Origin of the sequence: [Bacillus] enclensis (genome assembly GCF_001456935.1) — a bacterium.
In the GTDB taxonomy this organism is placed as follows: Bacteria; Bacillota; Bacilli; order Bacillales; family Bacillaceae_B; genus Rossellomorea; species Rossellomorea enclensis.
On record NZ_KQ758482.1, the window covers coordinates 542,146 to 561,850 of the forward strand.

Consider the following 19,705-nt stretch of genomic DNA (forward strand, 5'->3'; position numbering starts at 1 on the left):
GAGGTAGAAAGTGAATTTTGTCGATAAATCGGTACTTCGCTCATATATTGAAAATGTCGCTCTTAAATTTAATTTTTCGCTCTTAAAAATCTGAATTTCGCTCTTATATGAAAAATCCCACACATAAAAAACACGATACCCCTTTGCTTTGAAACTTCAGGGAGATTCCACCCCCGTATAGCATGCAGATTGCGGGAATCAACTTCTTTCATCAGGATGACAGAGTTTCATCGTAATTGAAAAAGGATCTCCACAATGGAAAATCCTTTTAGTACCGAATTTTATCGAAGATGAGTATGTGGATCATCAGATAATCCTTCTCTTGCAGTCCTTTCCTAAATTCTTTAGCTATTCAGCTTCTTAATCAGCTCAATGACTTCCTCATCGTTCCCTGGGTTAATATATACTTTTTCTGTATTGGATATGATCTTATCGGTATAATCCCTCATCGATCCTTCGATCTGCTGGGCACTCGGCCAATGCGAGGGAATATTGTATATGTTAATCGTGCCATCTCCATTTCCGTTGTATGTGACCGTTCCGTCAGCCATGATATCCCCACCCAGCATAATAACGTTTTCCGGATAGACGGCGCTGTCTTCATCATAAGGGTTTAAGGCTTCTCCAGCTGAAATATGTTGGATGTTTATTTTCGCTTCCTCTTTATTTCCAATCACCTGCAGCCAGACCCTGGCGTACTCTATTTCTTTAGCTGAGTAGTGGGACAGTGGGCTTTCTTCCTGACTTTTTGATTGGCTGTCCCCGTTCTCTGACGAAGATTCGGTATCGGATTCAGCAAGCTTAGTATCTTCCGATGAGTCGGCGCTTACAGATTCATCCCCGCTGTCTGACTGGAGAACTTCTTCCTCTGTTTCTTTACTGTCTTCGTTATCGGCATGCTGCCCGTCTGTTTTAGCTTCCTCACTGCACGCCATGAGCAGGATGGACAGGGATAATATAAAGAATGGAATTAGTAGTTTTTTCATTTTCACACCTCATTGTTTTTAAAAATTTTCTGCATTAAATATCCTATAAAGATTTACAAACAGCTTTTCGTAAATTCACCATATCATTCGGATTCCTGGCCCATTCTTTCATGAGGGCAGACTGCCTTTCCTTCAAGTCCAAAAATGGCTCCTCAATAAGTTCCACTACACTAAATCGATCATCAAACATGTACGAATCCCTTATTTTTCTGTAGCCGCCAAATCCAATATCGTCATTCATCGCCCACACGACTTTTTTGATATGCGAAAACAAGATGGCACCTGTACACATGGGGCAGGGCTCTACGGATGTATACATGGTCAATTTTCTTCGGTGAACTTTTGCCTGCAGAATCGCTTCCCCGGCATTCCGGATTGCATCTATCTCTGCATGGGCCGTCGCATCCTGCTGAGGGTGTACACGATTTCTGCCAGTCGCAATCAGATTGTTGTATTCATCGACAATCACCGCACCAATCGGATAGGTGTTCTCTTTCAGCGCCTGCTCCGCTTCGCTTAAAACCATTTCTAAAAAATATCTGTCGTTATCTTCCATGTAACTTTAAACCTCTCAATCTCTTAAACTTTGATAGCTTTGGGAATCCTAAATTCCACTTTTTACCTGATACCCATTATCCATCAAACCTGAATTTCCATCAACAGAAAATCACGCAAAAAAGGTTCCGATGGTGGGATACAATCGGAACCGTGGTCTCATAATGCTGACTTCTCATCAATTTGTGCTGAATTTTTTAATCTCATGCTGAAAAATATCAGTCTATGCTGACTCCAATCTCCTGTATGTTCTTCCGATGGCCGGCACCTCATCATTCTCCTACACACTCCATCACCGTATCCCCAAACGAACGTACATCCTCCAAATAATCATACCCCTCGGGTGAACCGAAACTATTAAACATCCTGACGGCAACGAGATCTTTCTCTGGGATGACGAGCACGGTTGCATTCGTGAAACCGAGAAGCTGATAGGAACCTTCCGGGACCAGTGGCCCTATCTCTGTCTTGTTGGCAGGCAGATCTTTAACGAACCATAGAAAGCCGTTTTGAGGGGCGTCTTTATGGAGAGTGGCAGGACTTTGAAGGGAAACGGCCATATCGATGATTTCCCGTGGGACGATTTGCTTCCCGTTTATTTTTCCTTTTTTCAAATGGAAGTATCCCCAGTACGCCAGCTCCCTGGTGGAGACGTACATGTTCATCTTGTCGCCTTCCGTGCTTTCGCTTGTCCGCCAGTCTTCGTCCCCTTCATAGCGCAGGATTACGTCAACGAGCCGCTCGTTTTTTTCAGCGTACCAATCTGATTCGCTTAATCCGAGCGGGGTGAAGACTGCTTCATGGAGGATTTCTGCAACAGAGTTGCCTGTTGTCACCTTCACAAGCCGGGTCAGGGCTTCGATTCCGATTTGTTTGTACGACCAGTCTGTGCCGGGCTCGAACTCGCGGTAAGTCTTCCCTTCTTCGGTTTTCAATCCATGCGTGTGCGTAAGCAGATGCCTGATCGTGACCGGTTTCCATGCAGGCTCATCCAGGTCAGGCAAATAGCAGATTACCTTATCATCAATATTCTTAATGTATCCATAATGCAGGGCATACGAGACGGCAAAACCGATATATGTTTTTCTAACTGAAGCGATGTGGAACTGTGTGTCCGCCTGGACCATCCTGGCATCATCGGCAGCCGACTGCCTGCCTAAGTATTGTTCAAAGACGACTTCATCCCCGTGGATGATGAAAGTGGAAGCCCCTGTACAAATCACTTTTTCAAAGGTACTTTCTACATGTGCTGCCACCGGGAGAAATGCGGTGCTGTTGTGCTGACGATGAAGTGTTATCATGGCTTCCAACTTGTGTGATACACCTTGATTTCCGGCCAAAGGGCTTTCCAATTTTTCTTGAGGATCCTTTCCTCATAAATGACAGCTCTTTGTTGTGTCTCGTTAAAATATGGAGTCGGCCTTACCTCCATATTGAGTACATCATCCAGTCCCCATGGGGCAGTCAGGATAAGATCTTGATTGCTGTCCAATTTTACACCGAGAGCAGTCGCTGTCTCAGGAAACTTTGATATCGCGTCTTCAGTGGACTCATAAGGTGAAATATCATTTACCACATGCATTCTTGCCTCATTTTTAACGGACCAGGGTACTTCAGGTAACATGTCGTGGAGTGCAGACTCCATTCTTTTTTCCGTTTCCTTTTCCAGGTTGCTTTCGTTAAAATAGATCACGTCAACATCGGGGGTCTCCGTTCTCTCTTTAAATCCGTGCAGTTCATCCCAGATCTTTGACCGGACAAATCCGGCGCATATCCACCAATCCGGCAGATGCAGGCTGCCCGCTGCATGCAGAATTCCCATCATCCTCTCATCATTTTGGATGAGGTTAATTATCTCTCTTTCTGTACTTATCAATTTCTCTTCCCCCTTCATTTACAGACGTTACATTAAAAATTCTGATTGAAGTATACTCATCCTCAGCCGATCGACGAATTCCCCATTCCTCAACCGGTCATGCCGCAGAATTCCTTCTTCTACATACCCCATTCGCAAATACGATTTTATCGCTTTCTCATTGTCCACTTCCACCCGAAGCCAGATTTTATTCAATCCCAGTTCATTGAATCCCCATTGGAGCATTTCTTTCATAGCAGCCAGACCATAGCCCTTCCCCCAATAGGCTTTATCACCAATTGCAATGCCCAATTCTGCGTGTTTGTTCAGGTGATCGATATGTTTCAAGTCGATCCAGCCTATGTGTGTGCCCTCTTCCGTGACGATGGCTTTTTGTTCATAGCCATTTGTTTTGTTTATGCACATGTTGATCCAGTTCCTGGTCTCTTCCATGCTGAATGGGGGATATTTTTCCGGCATGTTCAGGTGTTTGGTGACTTCTTTATCGAGGCACCACCGGTAGCGGTCTTCTGCGTCATCCATGGTTAACTCCCTTAGTTTCACTAACGGCAATTGGGTTGTTTTCATTCATTTCCCTCATTTATCATTGGAATTATTCAGCTGTGCGCCACTGGGACTCTCCCCATGACCCGTTTCAAATCTCCCTCTGGTACGCACGGTTTCAAATCCCAGACGTTCATATAAGCGGATGGCTCCAGGATTGTTTTGATTGACGTGCAGGGTGACCGAATTTATACCGTCTTGACGGCATTCTTCCAGGCATTTGCAGGTGAGTGAGGCAGCGATCCCTTTCCCCCGCCATTCCGGGATTACTCCGACTTGAATGATGTACGCTTTTGTGTTAGGAAATTCAGGGTCGGTATCCAGTGCAATAAATCCTGCTGCTTGGTTGTCGACAGCGGCAAGGTAGGACTGTGCTTTGAGGAAGGTAGGACTGGACGCAATCCACCCGACCCATTTATCCATTGACCACCCCGGAAATCCCGGCCGGTCCTTGAAAGACGCATCATATACTTCATAAAAGTCCGCCTTCGAAGTGGATGACCAACTTTGGAATCGTAAAGGTACAGACGTGTTGATTTGAGGAATTTCTTTTAGCTCATGCTCCATTACATATTCTTGAAAAATCAACTTGAATCCTTTTTCTTTATACTCCTGAATGATTTCTTCAGTAATATTTTCACATTTAATCGACGTCACGTTTTCCATTTTGCCCGACCTCCTAAAGGAATGCGCTAATTACCTGATTTTAAGTTATCTTATATCGCCAGTTTCCCTGCTGTTTGGGGCACGGGACCTGTCCCCGCGGCTCACTTATTAATTACGATCGAGAGCTTGTAGCTGACGAGATCACTCAGTTTTGTAAGGAATTCATCCAGTATTTCGTTGTTCTGAAATTTGCATTCGAGGAGATAGCAGCTTTCTCCGCTGACTTTATAATTGTTTATGACACATTCAGTGTTGTCCTTGACGAAAGACAGATATGGTTGATGATTTGCACTTCTCAAGAAGATTTGGAGAATGGCATGCACCGTATACCCCATCTTCTTCTGATTGATAGTGATGGTATAGCCCTCAATGATGCCGCTGTCCTCCAATTTTGCCACCCTGGCTGAGGCAGCGGGTGCGGTCAAGTGGACTTTACCGCCTAATTCTTTCATCGTGATCCGGCTGTTTTGGGACAATTCTTCAATAATTTTCAAATCCGTCTGATCAATCATCGGCCCAACTCCTTTCATTAATAAAGTAAAACGGGCAAAACACTTTCGTTCCATTATGTATTGCATTTGTGTTCTCATATAAAATATACATTGTACTAAGGATTTTATAAAGATAAGGAGCGAATGAGTGATGAAGTTACAACTAATTAGAAATGCAACCTTGATTGTTCATTATGCCGGAAGGAAATTCCTGATCGATCCATTCCTTGCTGAAAAGGGCAGCTACCCTCCTTTCCCGAATTCAGTTAGGCAGGATCAACAAAACCCATTGATCGGTCTGCCGGTTTCAAACGAGGAAATCGTAAAGGACATCGATGCTGTCATCGTGACACATCTGCATCCGGATCACTATGACGAAGCAGCCAAAGAAATCCTTCCTAAAGATATTAAAATGTTTGTTCAAAGTGAAGAAGACGCAAGCGCAGTGAAAAATGACGGTTTTCAACATGTAGAAGTACTGGGAGAGAACTCTTCATTCGATGATATTCAACTAACCAAAACAAAAGGCGAGCACGGCCGTGGTGAAATCCTGAAATTTGCCGGTCCGGTATGCGGTGTCGTCTTTAAACACACAGATGAAAAAATCCTTTATGTAGCAGGAGATACGGTCTGGTACGCCGGAGTCCGCGAAGAAATCGAGACCCACCAGCCTGATATCGTCGTGGTAAACGCCGGTGACAACCAATTCATTGAAGGCGGATCCCTCGTCATGGGGAAGCAGGATGTTCTTGAAACAGCAGAGGCTGCCCAAGACGCCACCATCATTGCGGTACACATGGAAGCAGTCAACCACTGGACACTATCAAGAAAAGAACTTAGAAAATTTGCAGAAGAAAAAGGAATTTCTTCGCATGTGATTGTGCCTGAGGATGGGGAGACTTTTACTTTCTGATTTTGAGCATTGCCAATACCGTGCTGAGGGACGGGCCTTTAAAAACAGACGGACTCAGCATGAGCCGTCTGTTTTTTGTTATTATTTTAAAAAATCATTGCTCAGATACATGGGCCTAACTGAATTTTTCGGTGTTCCTTACCTTAAGAAGCAAAATCGTCCCGCAGTCCAAACAGAAACAAGCATCGACTGGCGAGTTTTTCAGTACGGAATGCTTTCGAAACATGGCACCATAACCCTTAAATTCCCCGGCAGCATTTCTCCGGGACAGGCACTCTGGACAAGTTCTTGTCTCGTTCATATTTTTCCCCCTTTACAATTTGGATAAATGAAGCTGATAGGCTCTGTATGCCCTGGATAAGGCCGTCACAAGCGTTATGACCAAGACCGCAAAGAAGCTGATCAGCATGAAGGTACCTTGAAGGAATACACAGAGAAACATGATGATGCCCCCCCAGAACAGCGGGTATGCGAACGGTCTGAGTGTGATGTTCCAGATTTGTTGTGTTGAATTTTTTTGTGATGCGGGTTGGTCTATGGTGTTCAGTTGGAATCTAGGAAGGGTGTTGGCAGTGGTAATCAGGACCGTCCCCACGAGAACCGGAAGCAGCCTTAATAAGTCTAATTCTGTTCCGGAAGCCAGCAGAAGCAGCCCGATATGCAGGATCAATAAAATGAGAATGAGGGATACAAAGATGTAGTCCATTCCCTTCTTGAATCTTGAGAAAAAATCGCCCTGTTTTAAGAGAACCGGCATAGTGAAGAGCTGGATGGCAACCAACATCATTGTGGACGGGATCGCAAAAAGAATGACCTCTTCCGGTCCATAAGAAGAATCCATTGTTCCAATGCCATTAACGTAAAGATAGATACTTACCGCAAATGTTGAAACCGTCAAAAAACTGATAAAGAACTTACTGTTCATTCGTTCTCCCCCCTGGAATTAAATTGTACTACCCATTTCAAGACATCCTGAAAAACCGATGAATTCAACGAATAATACACAAATTGCCCCTTCTTGAACGCATACACCAATTCGGCATGTTTTAACACCGATAAATGCTGCGAGATCCCCGGTTTGCTGATGTCAAAATGCTCCGCAATCTCACCTGCTGTCAAATCCCCCTTCCGCAGAAGGTCCAGGATCTTTCTTCTATTCTCATCCGAAAGGGCCTTAAACAACTCGTTGATCGACAAGTCCGTCCCTCCTTTTTTATTATTTAAGTGTTTACTTAATTACTTAAATTATATATGTATGGAATGAAATGTCAATGATTATGTTAATGTTTTCCTAAAAAAGAGAACAGGCTTAAAAATCGGGTCAACGTACCTGTCCCCATGACCCGCTTTTTACTGTTTTTACGAAAAGCTGTGAAGTCGGCGGCAGGGACTGCTCACGGTCAAGGCTGACCAACGCGATTTCTCTGTATAATACAGGCACATCGTTTGGTTCGAGCTTTACCAATATCCCTTTTTTAATGAGTTGCGATACCATGGATTCCGTGAGCAATGCTGCTCCCATTTCTTGTCGGATGAAGTCCAATGCGGTAGCCGGCGGTAATTCAATTGAGTCGGTTCCGAAGTGTATATGCGTCTTCTGCAAATGTTTACTCTCTTCGCTCCAATCGGTCATGATGTATGGTTTGCCGCTAGCAAAAATATCTTCTATTCCGTAACCCTTCATTCCGGTTAATGGGTGACTGTGATGAGCGACGAAGACGAGGGTTTCTTTGATTGTATGCAGCTTCTTCAGGTCTTTATTAAAAAACGGAGATGTGATTAACCCCATTTTAACGAATCCATCATAAAGCATGTCGATGATTTGCTGGTTATGGCCTGTATGGATGGTCACATCGATGTCAGGAAAACGATGCTGCATCTCCATCAATATAGAGGTGAAAGGACCGGTTGTAAAAGTCGGGAGCGTCCCAATCGCGATCTCCCCCCTTGTCCCTTCTTTAATAGAAAGCGCCCTTTCTTTGCCTTTAATCAGGATTTCAAGTGCCTGTCTTGCATATGGAAGGAAACCCTTCCCTAACTCTGTCAGCACCATCCGTTTACCTGAACGGACAAAAAGATATCCGCCGACATCTTTCTCTAACTCTTTTATCCTCAGGCTGATTGTCGGCTGGGACACATCCAGATATCTCGAAGCCTTGCTGTATGACCCGAGCCTCGCTACAAGCTCGAATGCTTTTAACTGATTGATCTCCATTCCAACCACTCCATACTATAAAAATATTCAATAGTAACTATAACTTATATACGATTGTTTAATAGATATAAGAAAATTATAGTGTAAATACAGTAACTTTAGGAGGTATTTTTTTATGAATCTCAAAACAAGATTCCAGAACATCATTGATAACCAGTACGGACTGCCCACTGGACTGCTCGGACGTTTTATCGGGGAAAAGATGATTCGCCAGCATCAACCGGAAACTCTTTGGACCATACAAAATTTAAAGCTTCAGCAGAATGAACGTGTCCTGGAGGTCGGCTGCGGGGCAGGTTTTGCATTAAAACAGATCTCCTCGATGAATGGCGGTCACCATGTGATCGGGTTGGATCTGTCAGTAACCCTCATTCACTCCGCTGCGTTGCGCAACAAGAAAGCAATCAGGCAGCATCGGATAAAGTTAGTCCACGGCAGTGTCGATGAAATGCCTTTTTATGATGACCAATTTTCAGCAGTGTACAGCATCCATTCAGTTTATTTTTGGAAAGATCTATTCAGTTCTTTTGAAGAAATACACAGGGTGCTGAAGCCTGGAGGCAGAGTCATAATTACACTTTGTGACGGGAAAGACGGAGATGAATGGGCTTCGGTTAAACAAATGATTCATAGGGAACTGATCCCGGTGATGGAAAGTTTAAATTTTTCGGAGGTCGGAGTATTGGCCGGACCAGTTTCGCGGGGGTATCAGACGGTGGCTGTGATTGGGGTGAAGTGAGAATCTCCTTGAAAAGTTATGATAGTTTGACTGTTTTAATGTAAAAGAGAGAGGATTTCTATCAAAATTAATTCTTAAGTCAATTTTGCAGGGACATTATAATTAAGACTATGAATATACAAATAGTTATCGTGCAGATTGCGGGATAATTGCGCAGGAATCTGAATAATTAAGCCACTTCCCGGATAATTGCGCCGGAATTTAAATTATTGCGCCACTTTGGCTGATATTCGCGCCACTTGTCGAATAATCTTTGCGCGTGGAACTGACTTACCGGGTCCAGGCCCACGCTATATTATATGATGTAACATATCCAACTCAGAGTAGTTTGGAGTCTTCATTGCCGAGTCCTACTTTGCCGCCCACTTCTATCTTCTTCTTACTCCGCCCTCCCTATCCACTGCCGCCACAGCCTCAATTTCCACCAACTGTTGTTCATACCCCAGCACCGTAACACCCGATAAGGTGCTCGGGACATCGTGTTCGCCAAACTCTTCGCGAATCGCGCTCCAGGAAGCTACTAAATCTGAGCGGTCCGCTGAAGCAACCAGCACTCTCGTATAGACCACATCCTCCAAGGCTGCATCACTCTCTTTTAACACTTCCTTCAAATTCTCCACACACAATTTTGCCTGCTGTTCATATGTACTTGGATGTAGAACGTTCCCTTCCTTATCCAGGGGGCACGCCCCTGCCAAAAACAAAACATCTATCCCGGCAGGAATGCTGCTTGCATAGGCATAATCGACGGATGCCAAATTGCCGGAACGAATGAATGTTATTTTTTTCTCCATAGTATTTCCCCCTTGTTATCAGTCAACACGCTAAAATACCTGCCGCAATTCAATCTGACCTTCCCCTTCTCCCTGGGGATCCGGCATCCTCATCGCCCATTTGAGCGCTTCTTCCTTAGACTTCACATCAATCAGAATGAATCCGGCAATCAAGTCGTTTGATTCTTTAAAAGGTCCTTCCGTAAATACAGGCTTTTCATCAGGATCAGGATACGAAATGCGTATCCCATCTGAACTTGGGTGAAGTCCCTTAGCCATAATCCGAACCCCAGCTTCAACTAATTCTTCATTGTACTTCGTCATGGCATCCATCAGTTCCTGGCTCGGAAGGTTTCCGGCTTCAGAATTTTTCGAGGCTTTGACGATTAGCATAAACAGCATAATCTATCCTCCTTCTTTAACCTTATAAAATCCGGTATCTTTAAATCCTATCCTTTCAAATATTCTATAAAGCAGAAGGGTTTTCCTCTATATCCCTCTCGGTTAAAGGGTGATCTTCTTCCCCGCTGCAACATTTCCATCATATTTTCAAATTAAAAATGGTGCCAAGCCCCTCCCGTTCACAACGGGTACCTGACACCAATCCATCCTACTCTTCTTCAGCGTCTTTCAGATCGTATTCTTCATTCAGCACACTGAACTCATCAATCACATCGCCGTCTGATGTGCGGGTGATGAATGTGATGGTATCCTTATCCACCTTCGCACTCATATAGACTGCAATGTTTTCCATGTTGACGTATTCAAATTTCTCATCTGCCGCTGCATCGTAGTGCTTTCTACCGGTAGTGCCTGCAACGACATAGACGGTACCATTTTCATCCTCCTTGCCTTCTTTCAGTTTCTTAGTTCTGCCGTACGCATGATCGTGACCGGAGAAGACGATGTCGATTCCAAGTTCATCTGCTACCGGGGGCAGTTTTTCCTTCATGATTTCATTGCCGCCGAACGGATTAGTATAGTACGGAGGCTTATGGGTGACGAGTATTTTCCATGGTTTATCTGAACTCTTCATATCTTTTTTCAGCCATTCCAATTGTTGATCTAATACTTTATCGTCACTTGTAAATCCAAGCACGCTAATGTGCATGTTATGATAATCGACTGAATACGTACCGCCTTTGTCCGTATCCGGACCATTCGTCGGTGAGCCCAGGATGGCTTTTGCTGTACTGGCATCACTGTCTCCCATATATTCATGATTACCAAGGGCTGATACAAGATTAGTCGTACGGATATTATCGTATTGACTCATCACTCCCAATACATCATCCCATTGGGTGAATTTAGAAGATTCATCGACGAGGTCTCCGACATGGATCATAAATGCCGAATCCTGTCCGTTGATATTGGAAAGAATCTGGTCAAACAGGCTTAAGTCGGACGGTGATTGGGTGTCCCCCAATACCGAGAACTCAAATTGATTTTTTCTTTTCAGCGTAGTGAATTCCTGCATATCACTCCAGGTCTCCCCATTCCCGACCCGGTAAACGTAGGTCGTGTCCTGTTTCAGTTTCTTCAAAGTAACCTGATTCACGCGTGCGATGCCATTCTTGGTAATATCCAACTCCCCGGAGAATACTTGATTGCTCCATGATCCCTTTGCGGTGAGAAGGCCCTTATCACCTTTCTTGTCATAATCCTTTTTCCTTGCATATTGGATGACCGGTGTCTCGCCTTTTCCTAACGGGCTCGACATCCAGGTAAAGCTTTTCGATTTATATGGGTCATCGGTGGTCGGTGAAATAATATTTTTTATTTCATCCTCCTCCACTAAAGCCGGGTACGTCTGTGTTTCCATCTTGAATGAATATTTTCCGTCTTTCACTGAGAACAAGCTGATGTTTTTGATCTCATTTGTGAGCGAATCCACGAGGAGTGAACCGTCGTCATTTGTTTTCCCAAGAAGTTCATCGTTTCCTTCGATTGTCGCAAAAACTTCAGCTCCACTGACAGGTTTGCCTTCCTGATCCATTACCTGGATATGTGCAGGCTCTCCGATTAACAGTGGTTCCGCTTCGACTTTAAGCGCAGCCTCTACTTCCACACTGAGCGGTTTCATCGAATAGGTCGGGATGAATGTCTCTTCCCGAGGTTGAACATAGGTGGTTTCCCCCTCGATCAACTCCACATTCACTTTGCTGCCTTCTTTCGTGGATGCCGGCACCCTTATCGGAATAATGGCTGCTTCTTCTGTTCCGACGGTTTTCCCGCTGTTTTCGAGATGCAGGGTCAGGATACCCGTTTTATCATCATAGCTTGATGTGCTTCCAGCGAAGCCCGGTGAAAAGATGATGTCTTCCACTGTAAAATTCCGATCCACTTTCAATGACAAGGCAGATTCAGAGATTTCAGCTGGATTTGTTGCTTTCACAGCCAGTTCAAAGGTATCCCCTAAATATGCTTTCTCTTCAGCTTGATCGATTTCAATCTTTGGAGACCCAGTATTGACTGTAAAATATGCTGTTTTAACCGCCTGATTCCCAAATTTATCAGGCACCATCAGCGTGATTTGATGGGTACCATCCGCCCACCCTAATCCGCTGAGAGAGATTGAGCCATCCATATCATAGGAAAAGTGTCCCTTACGCTTGGAATACTCATTGCCGTCCACGTACAGTTTGATCTTTTCCCAATCGATACCCGTTTTGTAAGGATCGTCTTCATACTCACGGACGTCTGCTTTTATATTCACCGAGCTGGTGGTATATTCCTTGTCTTCCGCATTTATGGACTCAATGACCGGAGAATACAGGTCATCAACTTTTTCTCCGTACACCGCACGTATATTATCAATATAAAGAGACCCTTTCGTCATAGGTCCTGTGATGCCGGATTTCGTCGACATCATTCTGATAGCCTGGGTCCCGGAGATCTTGAATGGTCCTGTAAAGGATGCCGGGATCTCTGCCTCGATGTATTTCCATCCAACCCAGTCAATCCCGGGCTTCTCAGCGGTCAGATTAACGGATTGATTCTTGTTATTCCCATCCACAATCAGCATCCGGAGCCAGTACCCGTGTGCTTCCGGCGTTGCGTATACCCACATGCCGATGCTTTGCGGATCCCCTTCGATCTCGGTATTCACTCCCGGACCGGCGTAAACTCCGAGGGTCGTCCCTGTTTGGGCACCGGTGAAATCATAATCAAGCTTAAGTGACTGATCCCCAAATCGTACGGGTTCTGGATACTCCGCCAGGCTCAGGCTTCCTTTTTCTCCCCGGTTCGCTGTTGATGTCTTCCATGTACCTAAGTCCTCTTCGAAGTCAAAAAGCACCTGTGGAAGCATTCCTACAGAGATCTTCAACTCAGCTGTCAAATCTGTACCCTTCAGCCGGGCTGTGATGGTGCCGCTCACACTCTCATCCCCCGTATGGAGGACACCTTCCTCATCAATCGTGCCTAATCCTTCCGGTATGTCAAACTCAATGTCTTCCAACTTCCAATCGACTATCCGTTTTTCATATTTTGTTTGAAAACCTAACGGGATTTCACTGTTTCTGGCTGCCGTCAGTTCAGGGGAAGAGAAAGAAATTTCATCAGGAGCAGCAATCTCAATGATGCTTTTGCCTACCTCTTTTCCCTGATGGTTCAGCACTGCGTGAAATTGACCTGTTTTCCCATTGGATTGAAACACTCCATTTTCATCAATTGTCCCAAATGACGCATCAGATAATTCCCAAGTCAGATCAGCGACTGGAAGAGGGGCTGATGCCATGGACTTGTCCCTGCCTTTTGCACCGAAATCGATCGTAGATCCCGGAGTGAAGGATTGATCATAAGGGTAAACATATGCAGAGTCAAAGGTATGATCAGAAGGCTCTTCTGAGACGACAAGCCATGAGTTGGCTACACTTCTCTCCCCACGGTCGGGGGGCATATTATCAATCTCGAGATCGTCACCTCCAAGTGTACGGGTTGTAAAAGTGGATGAACCGCCGCCATCCAGGTTAAGGGCCGTCACCGCGCCCAAATCAATCATCAATTGTGCCAAATCAGGCATGGATATCCCGCTTGAATAAGGCTCCTGTCTGCCGTCGATTACGGTAAAGAACACACTTCCATCCGCTTTGATCCCAACAGCCGTGCGGGGTTCCCTATCCGCTCCCGTTTTAGGAGTCTGATAGACTTGACTGTCCTTTACGAGAATCGCATTTCCACCGAGGGCTTCTTGCAGCTGATCCTTGACCACATCATATTCTGCTGTACTTCCAATGACGGCTTCACCGGACTTTTTGATGCCAAAAAAACCCCACCCCTGTCGAAGTTGATCTTTTATCCCGACTCCATCTTTAAACAGAATCCCGTTGGGTTCGCCTGTCGCCATATTATAAAAATCGGCGTTCACGGCAGCCACCACCTTATGGTTTTCACCATCGGCGGCACTTGCCTGCTGCCTGACAGGCTGCAGACCATACTCCTCGCCGTCATCAGGGGTTCCCGCTTCAATCGATACACTCGGATTCTGAACATCAACTTCCACTACAAAACTCTCAATCTTCTTCCCGTCACTTCCTTCAAAACTGTAATGCTTCTCCTTAACACCAGGTGCGAGATCGGCCCGGTATTCATTGATCGGTGTATGTACCACGCTGGAATCTAAATCGAAATCACCCAGGGCCCCTGCAACATTGGGCAGAACCATGCTGCCGGCAACTGCAAATGACAGAACAACAGGTACTACCTTTTTCAAGCATCTTCTCATCCCTCAGCCTCCTATAGCCATTTCCATATTTTGATTGGATTCATCAATAAATGACATCTTTATCATAAAGGAAAAAAATTAATAGAATGTAATTTATTTGTAAAATTCTGAAAAAGAGGTAATAGGGCCTATCCGTAGGAATTTTAGACAATTTCTTAATGAATCTATTTATTTTGCAGGTAAAGATTCACCACTCAAAAACTGGGTATAGTTCTAACTATCTACTTTTATTAGAAAGGAATTTTTTCAATGAACCGCTGGTACTTCCCTTTCCTAATCGGCACCATCATCTTCGTAGTATTATCACTGATCGGCAAATTTGAAATGGCTTATATCGTTACGTATAGTGTTGGACTCACACTGGGTTTTTTCCTGATGTACTGGTTGAATAGGAAAAAGAGGCAAAATACAGATTAAAGAAAATCATCACAAAAAGGGACTGCCGCAGCAGGCAGTCCCCATTTCTTCTATTCCTTCACACGAAGTACCACATTATCAATCGTGATTTCGTGTGCACCTGCAAATTGCCCCATTAAGAATTTCAGCGATACTGTATCATTCGCGCCCATTACAAACTCAAAGGTGTAGTTTTCCATCTGCCCATCCAACGAAATCTGGTCGGAGAAATGACGATAGTAACCCGCATTCTCAAGAGTCACTTCCATAGTACGTACAACCGTCGAACGCGCATCAAACGACAATTCATAGGTCAGTCCCTGGCCGAGTTCCAGACCCGGCTGCTCCGCCAGAACACTCCAGGTTTCCTGCCCCGCGTTCTGAATATCGACATTTAACATTCCATTATCTCCGTTAACGGCTGCAATGGCATCATTATGGATATAATGACTCCACGATTCCAGACCTGCTGCAAAATCCCCATTCCTCACCGGCTCCAACTCTACGTCAATCGACGTCTTTACCAGCCTCACATTATCTACATACACATCGCCAATCGTACCGCCAAGCTTTAACAGCAGCTGACCAAACTCATCGCTCTCCCCCTCAGGCATCGTAAATGCGACCGTATGCGTTGACATCTCGCCGTTCAAACTGACTGGTATTGAATCCGAATAATTCACATTACCGTCTTCACTCACAAAACCGACCTCAATCGACCGGTCAGCTGAAGCACGAACATCGAACGTCAACTCATAATCCGCCCCTGCATCAAGCTGCAAGCCAGTCTGCCTCACCACGACATCACCGGCAGCCAAACCGCCGTCGGTGATCCCGACATGCAGCTCCCTTGCTTCTTCAGACACATCGGCCGTCGCCGCTGCAGGCTCATTCACCACAAGATCCCAATACTTCAATCGCGTCATATCACCTTGATCAAAAGTGCCGTTATAAATGTGGTTGCCGTCAGGAAGAGGTATTTTCGATGCCCCCTCGGGATCGACCGGCTCCACTTCCTCCAAGCGGACATTCCCTATCCATACCGGCGCATTCCCGTTCGCACCCATGTTGAACTCAAGTCTTGCCGCGATATCCGTAGCCTGGCGGTGTGTGAAGGTATACTCATACGACTGCACCTGATCCGTCAATTGGATCGTCTGCTCGCCCGAATAATTGGCGTACCCTCTTTCGGCCCCGCCCGACACTTTCGACATCATCGCACGATCCGTATTCGACTTCGCATCAAAGCTTACCTTATACGTGCCGCCTTCCGCCAGTGACACATTCTGAATCAATTGCAGCGCCCACAACGCATTTCCAGGATTCGAAACCGCTGTTTTGGCAAAAGAAACGCCGTCTGCCTCTTCCTTCGTGATTGTTCCGCTTCCCCCGAAGTCCGGAAGCGTTAAGAAATTCCAGTATGTCCCGTCCAGCGTTTCGCCGGACGCATCCACTACAGTAAATGGCTCCATATACCCTGCATCATAAATATAGTTTCCATCCTCAAGCGGGAACTTGGCCCCTTCAGGAAGCTCTTCCTTCACCTGTTCAGGCTCAACCGGATCCATATAATCCCTGCCCGTCAGCTCATACACACGGACATAATCCACTTCCATCTCACCCGGGAAAGGCGTCGTCCGGTCAGGATCTCCTCCATACCAGCCGCCAACCGCCAGATTCAGAATCACATAAAACTCCTGATCGAATGGCGCAGGGTACGCATACTTATCAGCCTGATTCGTCCCCTGGCTGAACCAGTCATTCAACGTCTGATAAAGCTGCCCGTCAACGTACCAGCGGATTTCACCAGGCTCCCATTCAATGGCATACGTATGATAGCCGGTCGTATCCTCACCCTCCGGAAAATGATACTCAGCCCCCGTATACGTGTTATTCGGGTACTCAGCTCCGTAATGAATCGTACCACCGATCTTGCTCGTTTCCCTGCCGGCCGATTCCATGATGTCGATTTCCCCGGAAGTCGGCCAATTACCATACACACTATCTTCAGGCATCATCCAAAATGCCGGCCAGAACCCCTGGCCTTCCGGAAGCTTCATCCTTGCCTCGAACTTCCCGTATTTTTTAGAAAACAAGCCCTTGGTCTTTAATTTGGCAGAAGAATAATCATATGAACCGAATTCATCTGTGATCGGTCTTCTTTCCTTCTTTGCCTTGATCACAAGATTTCCGTCGCGGATGAACGAATTTTCAGGGGAATCCGTGTAATATTCAAGCTCATTATTTCCCCACCCGGGAGAGATTCCCTTCCCGTTTTCATCCACAATCCAGTTCCCGATATCATACGTCCACTTCTCTGGATCGATTTCATTCGAAATGAATTCATCAGACCACACCAGCGTCCAGTCCGACTCAGTCGTACCGGCCTGATACACCGTGACCTGTCCAAGCTTTGACCCTTCCGAACGTACCTGATTCTGGACCTTCTCATCGATATAAACCTTCCCATCGACACGTACATTTTTCAACAAAACATTCCCCGTCTGAGCGCCGGCGGTTATGTGAAGATCACCATTGATCTTAACATCCTGGAGTGTTACATTTCCTTGATTAACAAGCGCATTCCCCTCTATGGTCTCGCTGGAATACACACCTGCCTTATGATAAAAGCCATACGCCTTATCATTGAACAGTTGAATCGCATCCAACAGCTTCAGCGGCTGACTGCCATCCTCACTAGAAAAAGGTTTGCTTCCCGGAAGCAAAAACTCGACAACCTCGAGGGCTTCTTTCTTTTTCACCGCCGAATTTGCATCCGCTCCTTCCCCAAACACTTCATCCCAGTATCCAAGCTCCTTCGCATACTTCAAGATACTCGCCTTATTTGAAGGCATTTCTTCCTTCCCATTGCCAACCAACCTATGAATAAGTGCCGCAAATTCCAGCCTGGACAACGCCTCATGAGGATCTTTCTTCAGTTTTCCTATCCCTTTGAAGATTCCTCGTTCCTCCCAGCGCTTCAACATGGCCTCATCCCCGCTGCCGACCGGCCCCTTTGCCCCCGCAGGCAGTACAACAGATAACGCCAGCCCCAACACAAGCATCACCATCACCACTTTGTTTCGCATTCCTTGTTTCCTCCCTTTGTTTGTATATGTGAAGAAGGGTTTAATTCCTTCTTAGCACCATCGCCCAATTACGAAACCGCTTTCGTTTTTTGTTATAAAAAGATTTCCCTCTGCAGCAGAACCTCAAGATGTGCATCACGGTCCAACAGCGAAACCGGTTTCGATTCAAACCAAAAGTGAAACGTCCCCTCTCACATAAAGAAAACGCTTTCTTAAATATGCCTATTCCTCTAGCTTTTTCTACACCCTTCCCTATATTTCCTTTTACAAACAACGAAACCCTACGAAATACCCACAAAAAATACGCAATAGAAGTCATGGGAGGAGCCATGGGGACAGGTACCGCGCCTAGAAAAATAAACCACCGTCGCTCACTTCTTAAGATTCATAACCAAAAACACCCCGGTAATGATAAACAGTAAATAAAAGATACCATCACTGATAACTGAACTACCGGCCATCACCCCAGCCAATACAACTAAAAACCCAGCCGTCCAGATAATCTTAGTTTTCCTGACCATCCGCTCACTGATCCCCTTGCTGAAACGCGGGTAATAAATTCCCAGAACAAGGAGCACGATAATCGTAAAAATGTTGAAAAGCTGCGTATAAGCGCCAAACAGCTGGACCCAGCTCACTGCAAAGTATAACAAAATAGTAAACAGGACAAATAAGAAGAGATTGTATCTTATCAAGCTGCTCATGATATCCCTCCTATGTGAATAACCTTCATTCCTTATTTAACTCCCGCAATTCCTTTAGGATTTCTGTATTCGACTTATGTACTTTCCTTAATAATCCTTCGATCGATAACAAAACAAGTAAAAAGATAACAATCGCATTCAGCATAAAAATTTCCATCTGCTCACCCCTGAATGACTTAGAAGTTTTATAGTATGGCGGCATATCCCCGGTCTATCCGTTATTGTCGAACTTCCACACTCCACCTTATAAGATAGGGAATACTCCCCTTTCTCGGTGCCTGTGTCCCAGTTCTCCTTAAACGTGACCACATACTTTTCGCTGCCGGTTTCTTTTACAAGGGTTTCTCTTTTACCCTTCTACCCAAACACCGATCACTACAGGGAATAATGATCGAGTTCCCTTCCCACCAGCATTTCGTTTACCAATACTTTATCATATTTCCAGAAGGTACCGGGCCGTAAAATCAAGAGCTTCTAGCAAGTTGCATTTCAATTTGCCCGCTCTAATCCCGACTTGACAGATAAGGTTTATAGGCATTATGATAATATAAACTTTACCCTGACCCTATATTTTCGAGAATTCTTTTCTTAGAGGAGGAAGGAAATGATGGCAAATCAAGCCTCACTCAATCAGAACAAAGGAATTTATCAAATGCTCAAAGACTCCATGGTGAAGGAAAAACAGGATTTAGAAACCCTTTCAACACCTCAACTGAAGGCCGTTTACAAACAGGAACGCTCCGCACAGCACCCGCACTCTGGTTATTCTTCGATTCGTTTTATGTCATAGATTAGATAAGAGCCGGTTTCTCACTCTATATGAGAAACCGGCTCTTTTCAACTATTTTAACCATCTCTTTTTTGGATTCCTACTCCTTATACACTTATACCTTGCTAGGTATTTTAGGCATTGAAAATAAGTTTTGATAATAAGTGTGGCATTTTTGATAATATAAACAAGCAGAGCACCAATAATACCCCCCTATGGTCGCCTGAACTCCCTGTTATTTTGGACTAACCTGATCAATTAATT

At 45.1% G+C, this 19,705-nt stretch carries 20 protein-coding genes; 4 read left to right on the forward strand and 16 right to left on the reverse strand.

Features of this window, described 5'->3' with window-relative positions; translation table 11 throughout:
- Nucleotides 1-344: 344 nt before the first annotated feature.
- The 7 genes from AS034_RS02690 to AS034_RS02720 all read right to left on the reverse strand — a co-directional run bounded on the left by AS034_RS02690 (nt 345) and on the right by AS034_RS02720 (nt 5,138).
- Nucleotides 345-986, reverse strand: coding sequence for a hypothetical protein (locus AS034_RS02690; protein WP_058297434.1), 642 nt, complete (start codon nt 984-986; stop codon nt 345-347).
- Nucleotides 987-1,029: 43 nt separating this feature from the next.
- On the reverse strand, nt 1,030-1,542 hold the full coding sequence (locus AS034_RS02695; RefSeq protein WP_074439943.1) for a nucleoside deaminase: 513 nt from the start codon (nt 1,540-1,542) through the stop codon (nt 1,030-1,032).
- Nucleotides 1,543-1,813: 271 nt separating this feature from the next.
- Complete coding sequence (locus AS034_RS02700) at nt 1,814-2,842, reverse strand: serine hydrolase domain-containing protein (RefSeq protein ID WP_074439970.1); 1,029 nt, start codon at nt 2,840-2,842, stop codon at nt 1,814-1,816.
- A complete protein-coding gene (locus tag AS034_RS02705) occupies nt 2,839-3,366 on the reverse strand; it encodes a nucleotidyltransferase family protein (RefSeq protein WP_244888133.1) in 528 nt (175 codons plus the stop codon). Before AS034_RS02705 ends, AS034_RS02700 begins: the two co-directional genes overlap by 4 nt.
- 78 nt (nt 3,367-3,444) lie before the next feature.
- Nucleotides 3,445-3,984 (reverse strand): GNAT family N-acetyltransferase, encoded by a 540-nt coding sequence (locus AS034_RS02710; protein ID WP_058297436.1) that lies wholly within the window; start codon nt 3,982-3,984, stop codon nt 3,445-3,447.
- Nucleotides 3,985-3,993: 9 nt separating this feature from the next.
- Nucleotides 3,994-4,626, reverse strand: coding sequence for a GNAT family N-acetyltransferase (locus AS034_RS02715; protein ID WP_058297437.1), 633 nt, complete (start codon nt 4,624-4,626; stop codon nt 3,994-3,996).
- 101 nt (nt 4,627-4,727) lie between these two features.
- Nucleotides 4,728-5,138, reverse strand: a complete 411-nt coding sequence (locus AS034_RS02720; protein WP_058297438.1) for an Lrp/AsnC family transcriptional regulator — start codon at nt 5,136-5,138, stop codon at nt 4,728-4,730.
- Between the two features lie 130 nt (nt 5,139-5,268).
- Here AS034_RS02720 and AS034_RS02725 point away from each other — a divergent pair, with 130 nt between their 5' ends.
- A complete protein-coding gene (locus AS034_RS02725) occupies nt 5,269-6,030 on the forward strand; it encodes an MBL fold metallo-hydrolase (RefSeq protein ID WP_058297439.1) in 762 nt (253 codons plus the stop codon).
- Nucleotides 6,031-6,343: 313 nt separating this feature from the next.
- Here AS034_RS02725 and AS034_RS02735 read toward each other — a convergent pair whose 3' ends face one another.
- The 3 genes from AS034_RS02735 to AS034_RS02745 all read right to left on the reverse strand — a co-directional run bounded on the left by AS034_RS02735 (nt 6,344) and on the right by AS034_RS02745 (nt 8,245).
- Nucleotides 6,344-6,955: a hypothetical protein gene (locus tag AS034_RS02735; RefSeq protein WP_058297441.1), complete on the reverse strand. Its 612-nt coding sequence runs from the start codon at nt 6,953-6,955 to the stop codon at nt 6,344-6,346.
- On the reverse strand, nt 6,952-7,221 hold the full coding sequence (locus AS034_RS02740; RefSeq protein ID WP_074439971.1) for an autorepressor SdpR family transcription factor: 270 nt from the start codon (nt 7,219-7,221) through the stop codon (nt 6,952-6,954). The genes AS034_RS02735 and AS034_RS02740 overlap by 4 nt, the downstream gene beginning before the upstream one ends.
- Nucleotides 7,222-7,351: 130 nt before the next feature.
- Nucleotides 7,352-8,245, reverse strand: coding sequence for a LysR family transcriptional regulator (locus AS034_RS02745; protein ID WP_058297443.1), 894 nt, complete (start codon nt 8,243-8,245; stop codon nt 7,352-7,354).
- A 115-nt stretch (nt 8,246-8,360) separates the two neighbouring features.
- Between AS034_RS02745 and AS034_RS02750 the strand changes: the two genes are divergently transcribed.
- Nucleotides 8,361-8,984 carry a class I SAM-dependent methyltransferase gene (locus AS034_RS02750; protein WP_058297444.1) on the forward strand — a complete coding sequence of 208 codons (624 nt, stop codon included), beginning with the start codon at nt 8,361-8,363 and terminating at the stop codon, nt 8,982-8,984.
- A gap of 368 nt (nt 8,985-9,352) precedes the next feature.
- Here AS034_RS02750 and AS034_RS02755 read toward each other — a convergent pair whose 3' ends face one another.
- The 3 genes from AS034_RS02755 to AS034_RS02765 form a co-directional block, all read right to left on the reverse strand.
- The gene (locus AS034_RS02755) at nt 9,353-9,778 is read right to left on the reverse strand and encodes a RidA family protein (protein ID WP_058297445.1); all 426 of its coding nucleotides are present in this window, start codon (nt 9,776-9,778) and stop codon (nt 9,353-9,355) included.
- A 30-nt stretch (nt 9,779-9,808) separates the two neighbouring features.
- A complete protein-coding gene (locus AS034_RS02760; protein ID WP_032088161.1) occupies nt 9,809-10,159 on the reverse strand; it encodes a YciI family protein in 351 nt (116 codons plus the stop codon).
- 208 nt (nt 10,160-10,367) lie between these two features.
- The gene (locus AS034_RS02765; RefSeq protein WP_058297446.1) at nt 10,368-14,483 is read right to left on the reverse strand and encodes a phosphodiester glycosidase family protein; all 4,116 of its coding nucleotides are present in this window, start codon (nt 14,481-14,483) and stop codon (nt 10,368-10,370) included.
- A gap of 249 nt (nt 14,484-14,732) precedes the next feature.
- On the opposite strand from AS034_RS02765, the gene AS034_RS22630 reads away from it, so the two are divergent.
- Entirely contained in the window at nt 14,733-14,900 is a 168-nt protein-coding gene (locus AS034_RS22630) for a hypothetical protein (protein ID WP_156416133.1), read from the forward strand.
- Between the two features lie 50 nt (nt 14,901-14,950).
- Here the strand turns inward: AS034_RS22630 and AS034_RS02770 are convergent, their stop codons facing one another.
- From AS034_RS02770 to AS034_RS23285, 3 genes are all read right to left on the reverse strand, one after another.
- The gene (locus AS034_RS02770; RefSeq protein WP_058297447.1) at nt 14,951-17,968 is read right to left on the reverse strand and encodes a carbohydrate binding domain-containing protein; all 3,018 of its coding nucleotides are present in this window, start codon (nt 17,966-17,968) and stop codon (nt 14,951-14,953) included.
- 371 nt (nt 17,969-18,339) lie between these two features.
- Nucleotides 18,340-18,672: a hypothetical protein gene (locus AS034_RS02775; protein WP_058297448.1), complete on the reverse strand. Its 333-nt coding sequence runs from the start codon at nt 18,670-18,672 to the stop codon at nt 18,340-18,342.
- Between the two features lie 25 nt (nt 18,673-18,697).
- Nucleotides 18,698-18,829 (reverse strand): hypothetical protein, encoded by a 132-nt coding sequence (locus AS034_RS23285; protein WP_269751485.1) that lies wholly within the window; start codon nt 18,827-18,829, stop codon nt 18,698-18,700.
- A 447-nt stretch (nt 18,830-19,276) separates the two neighbouring features.
- On the opposite strand from AS034_RS23285, the gene AS034_RS02780 reads away from it, so the two are divergent.
- Nucleotides 19,277-19,462, forward strand: a complete 186-nt coding sequence (locus tag AS034_RS02780; RefSeq protein WP_058297449.1) for a hypothetical protein — start codon at nt 19,277-19,279, stop codon at nt 19,460-19,462.
- The last annotated feature ends 243 nt before the right edge of the window (nt 19,463-19,705 follow it).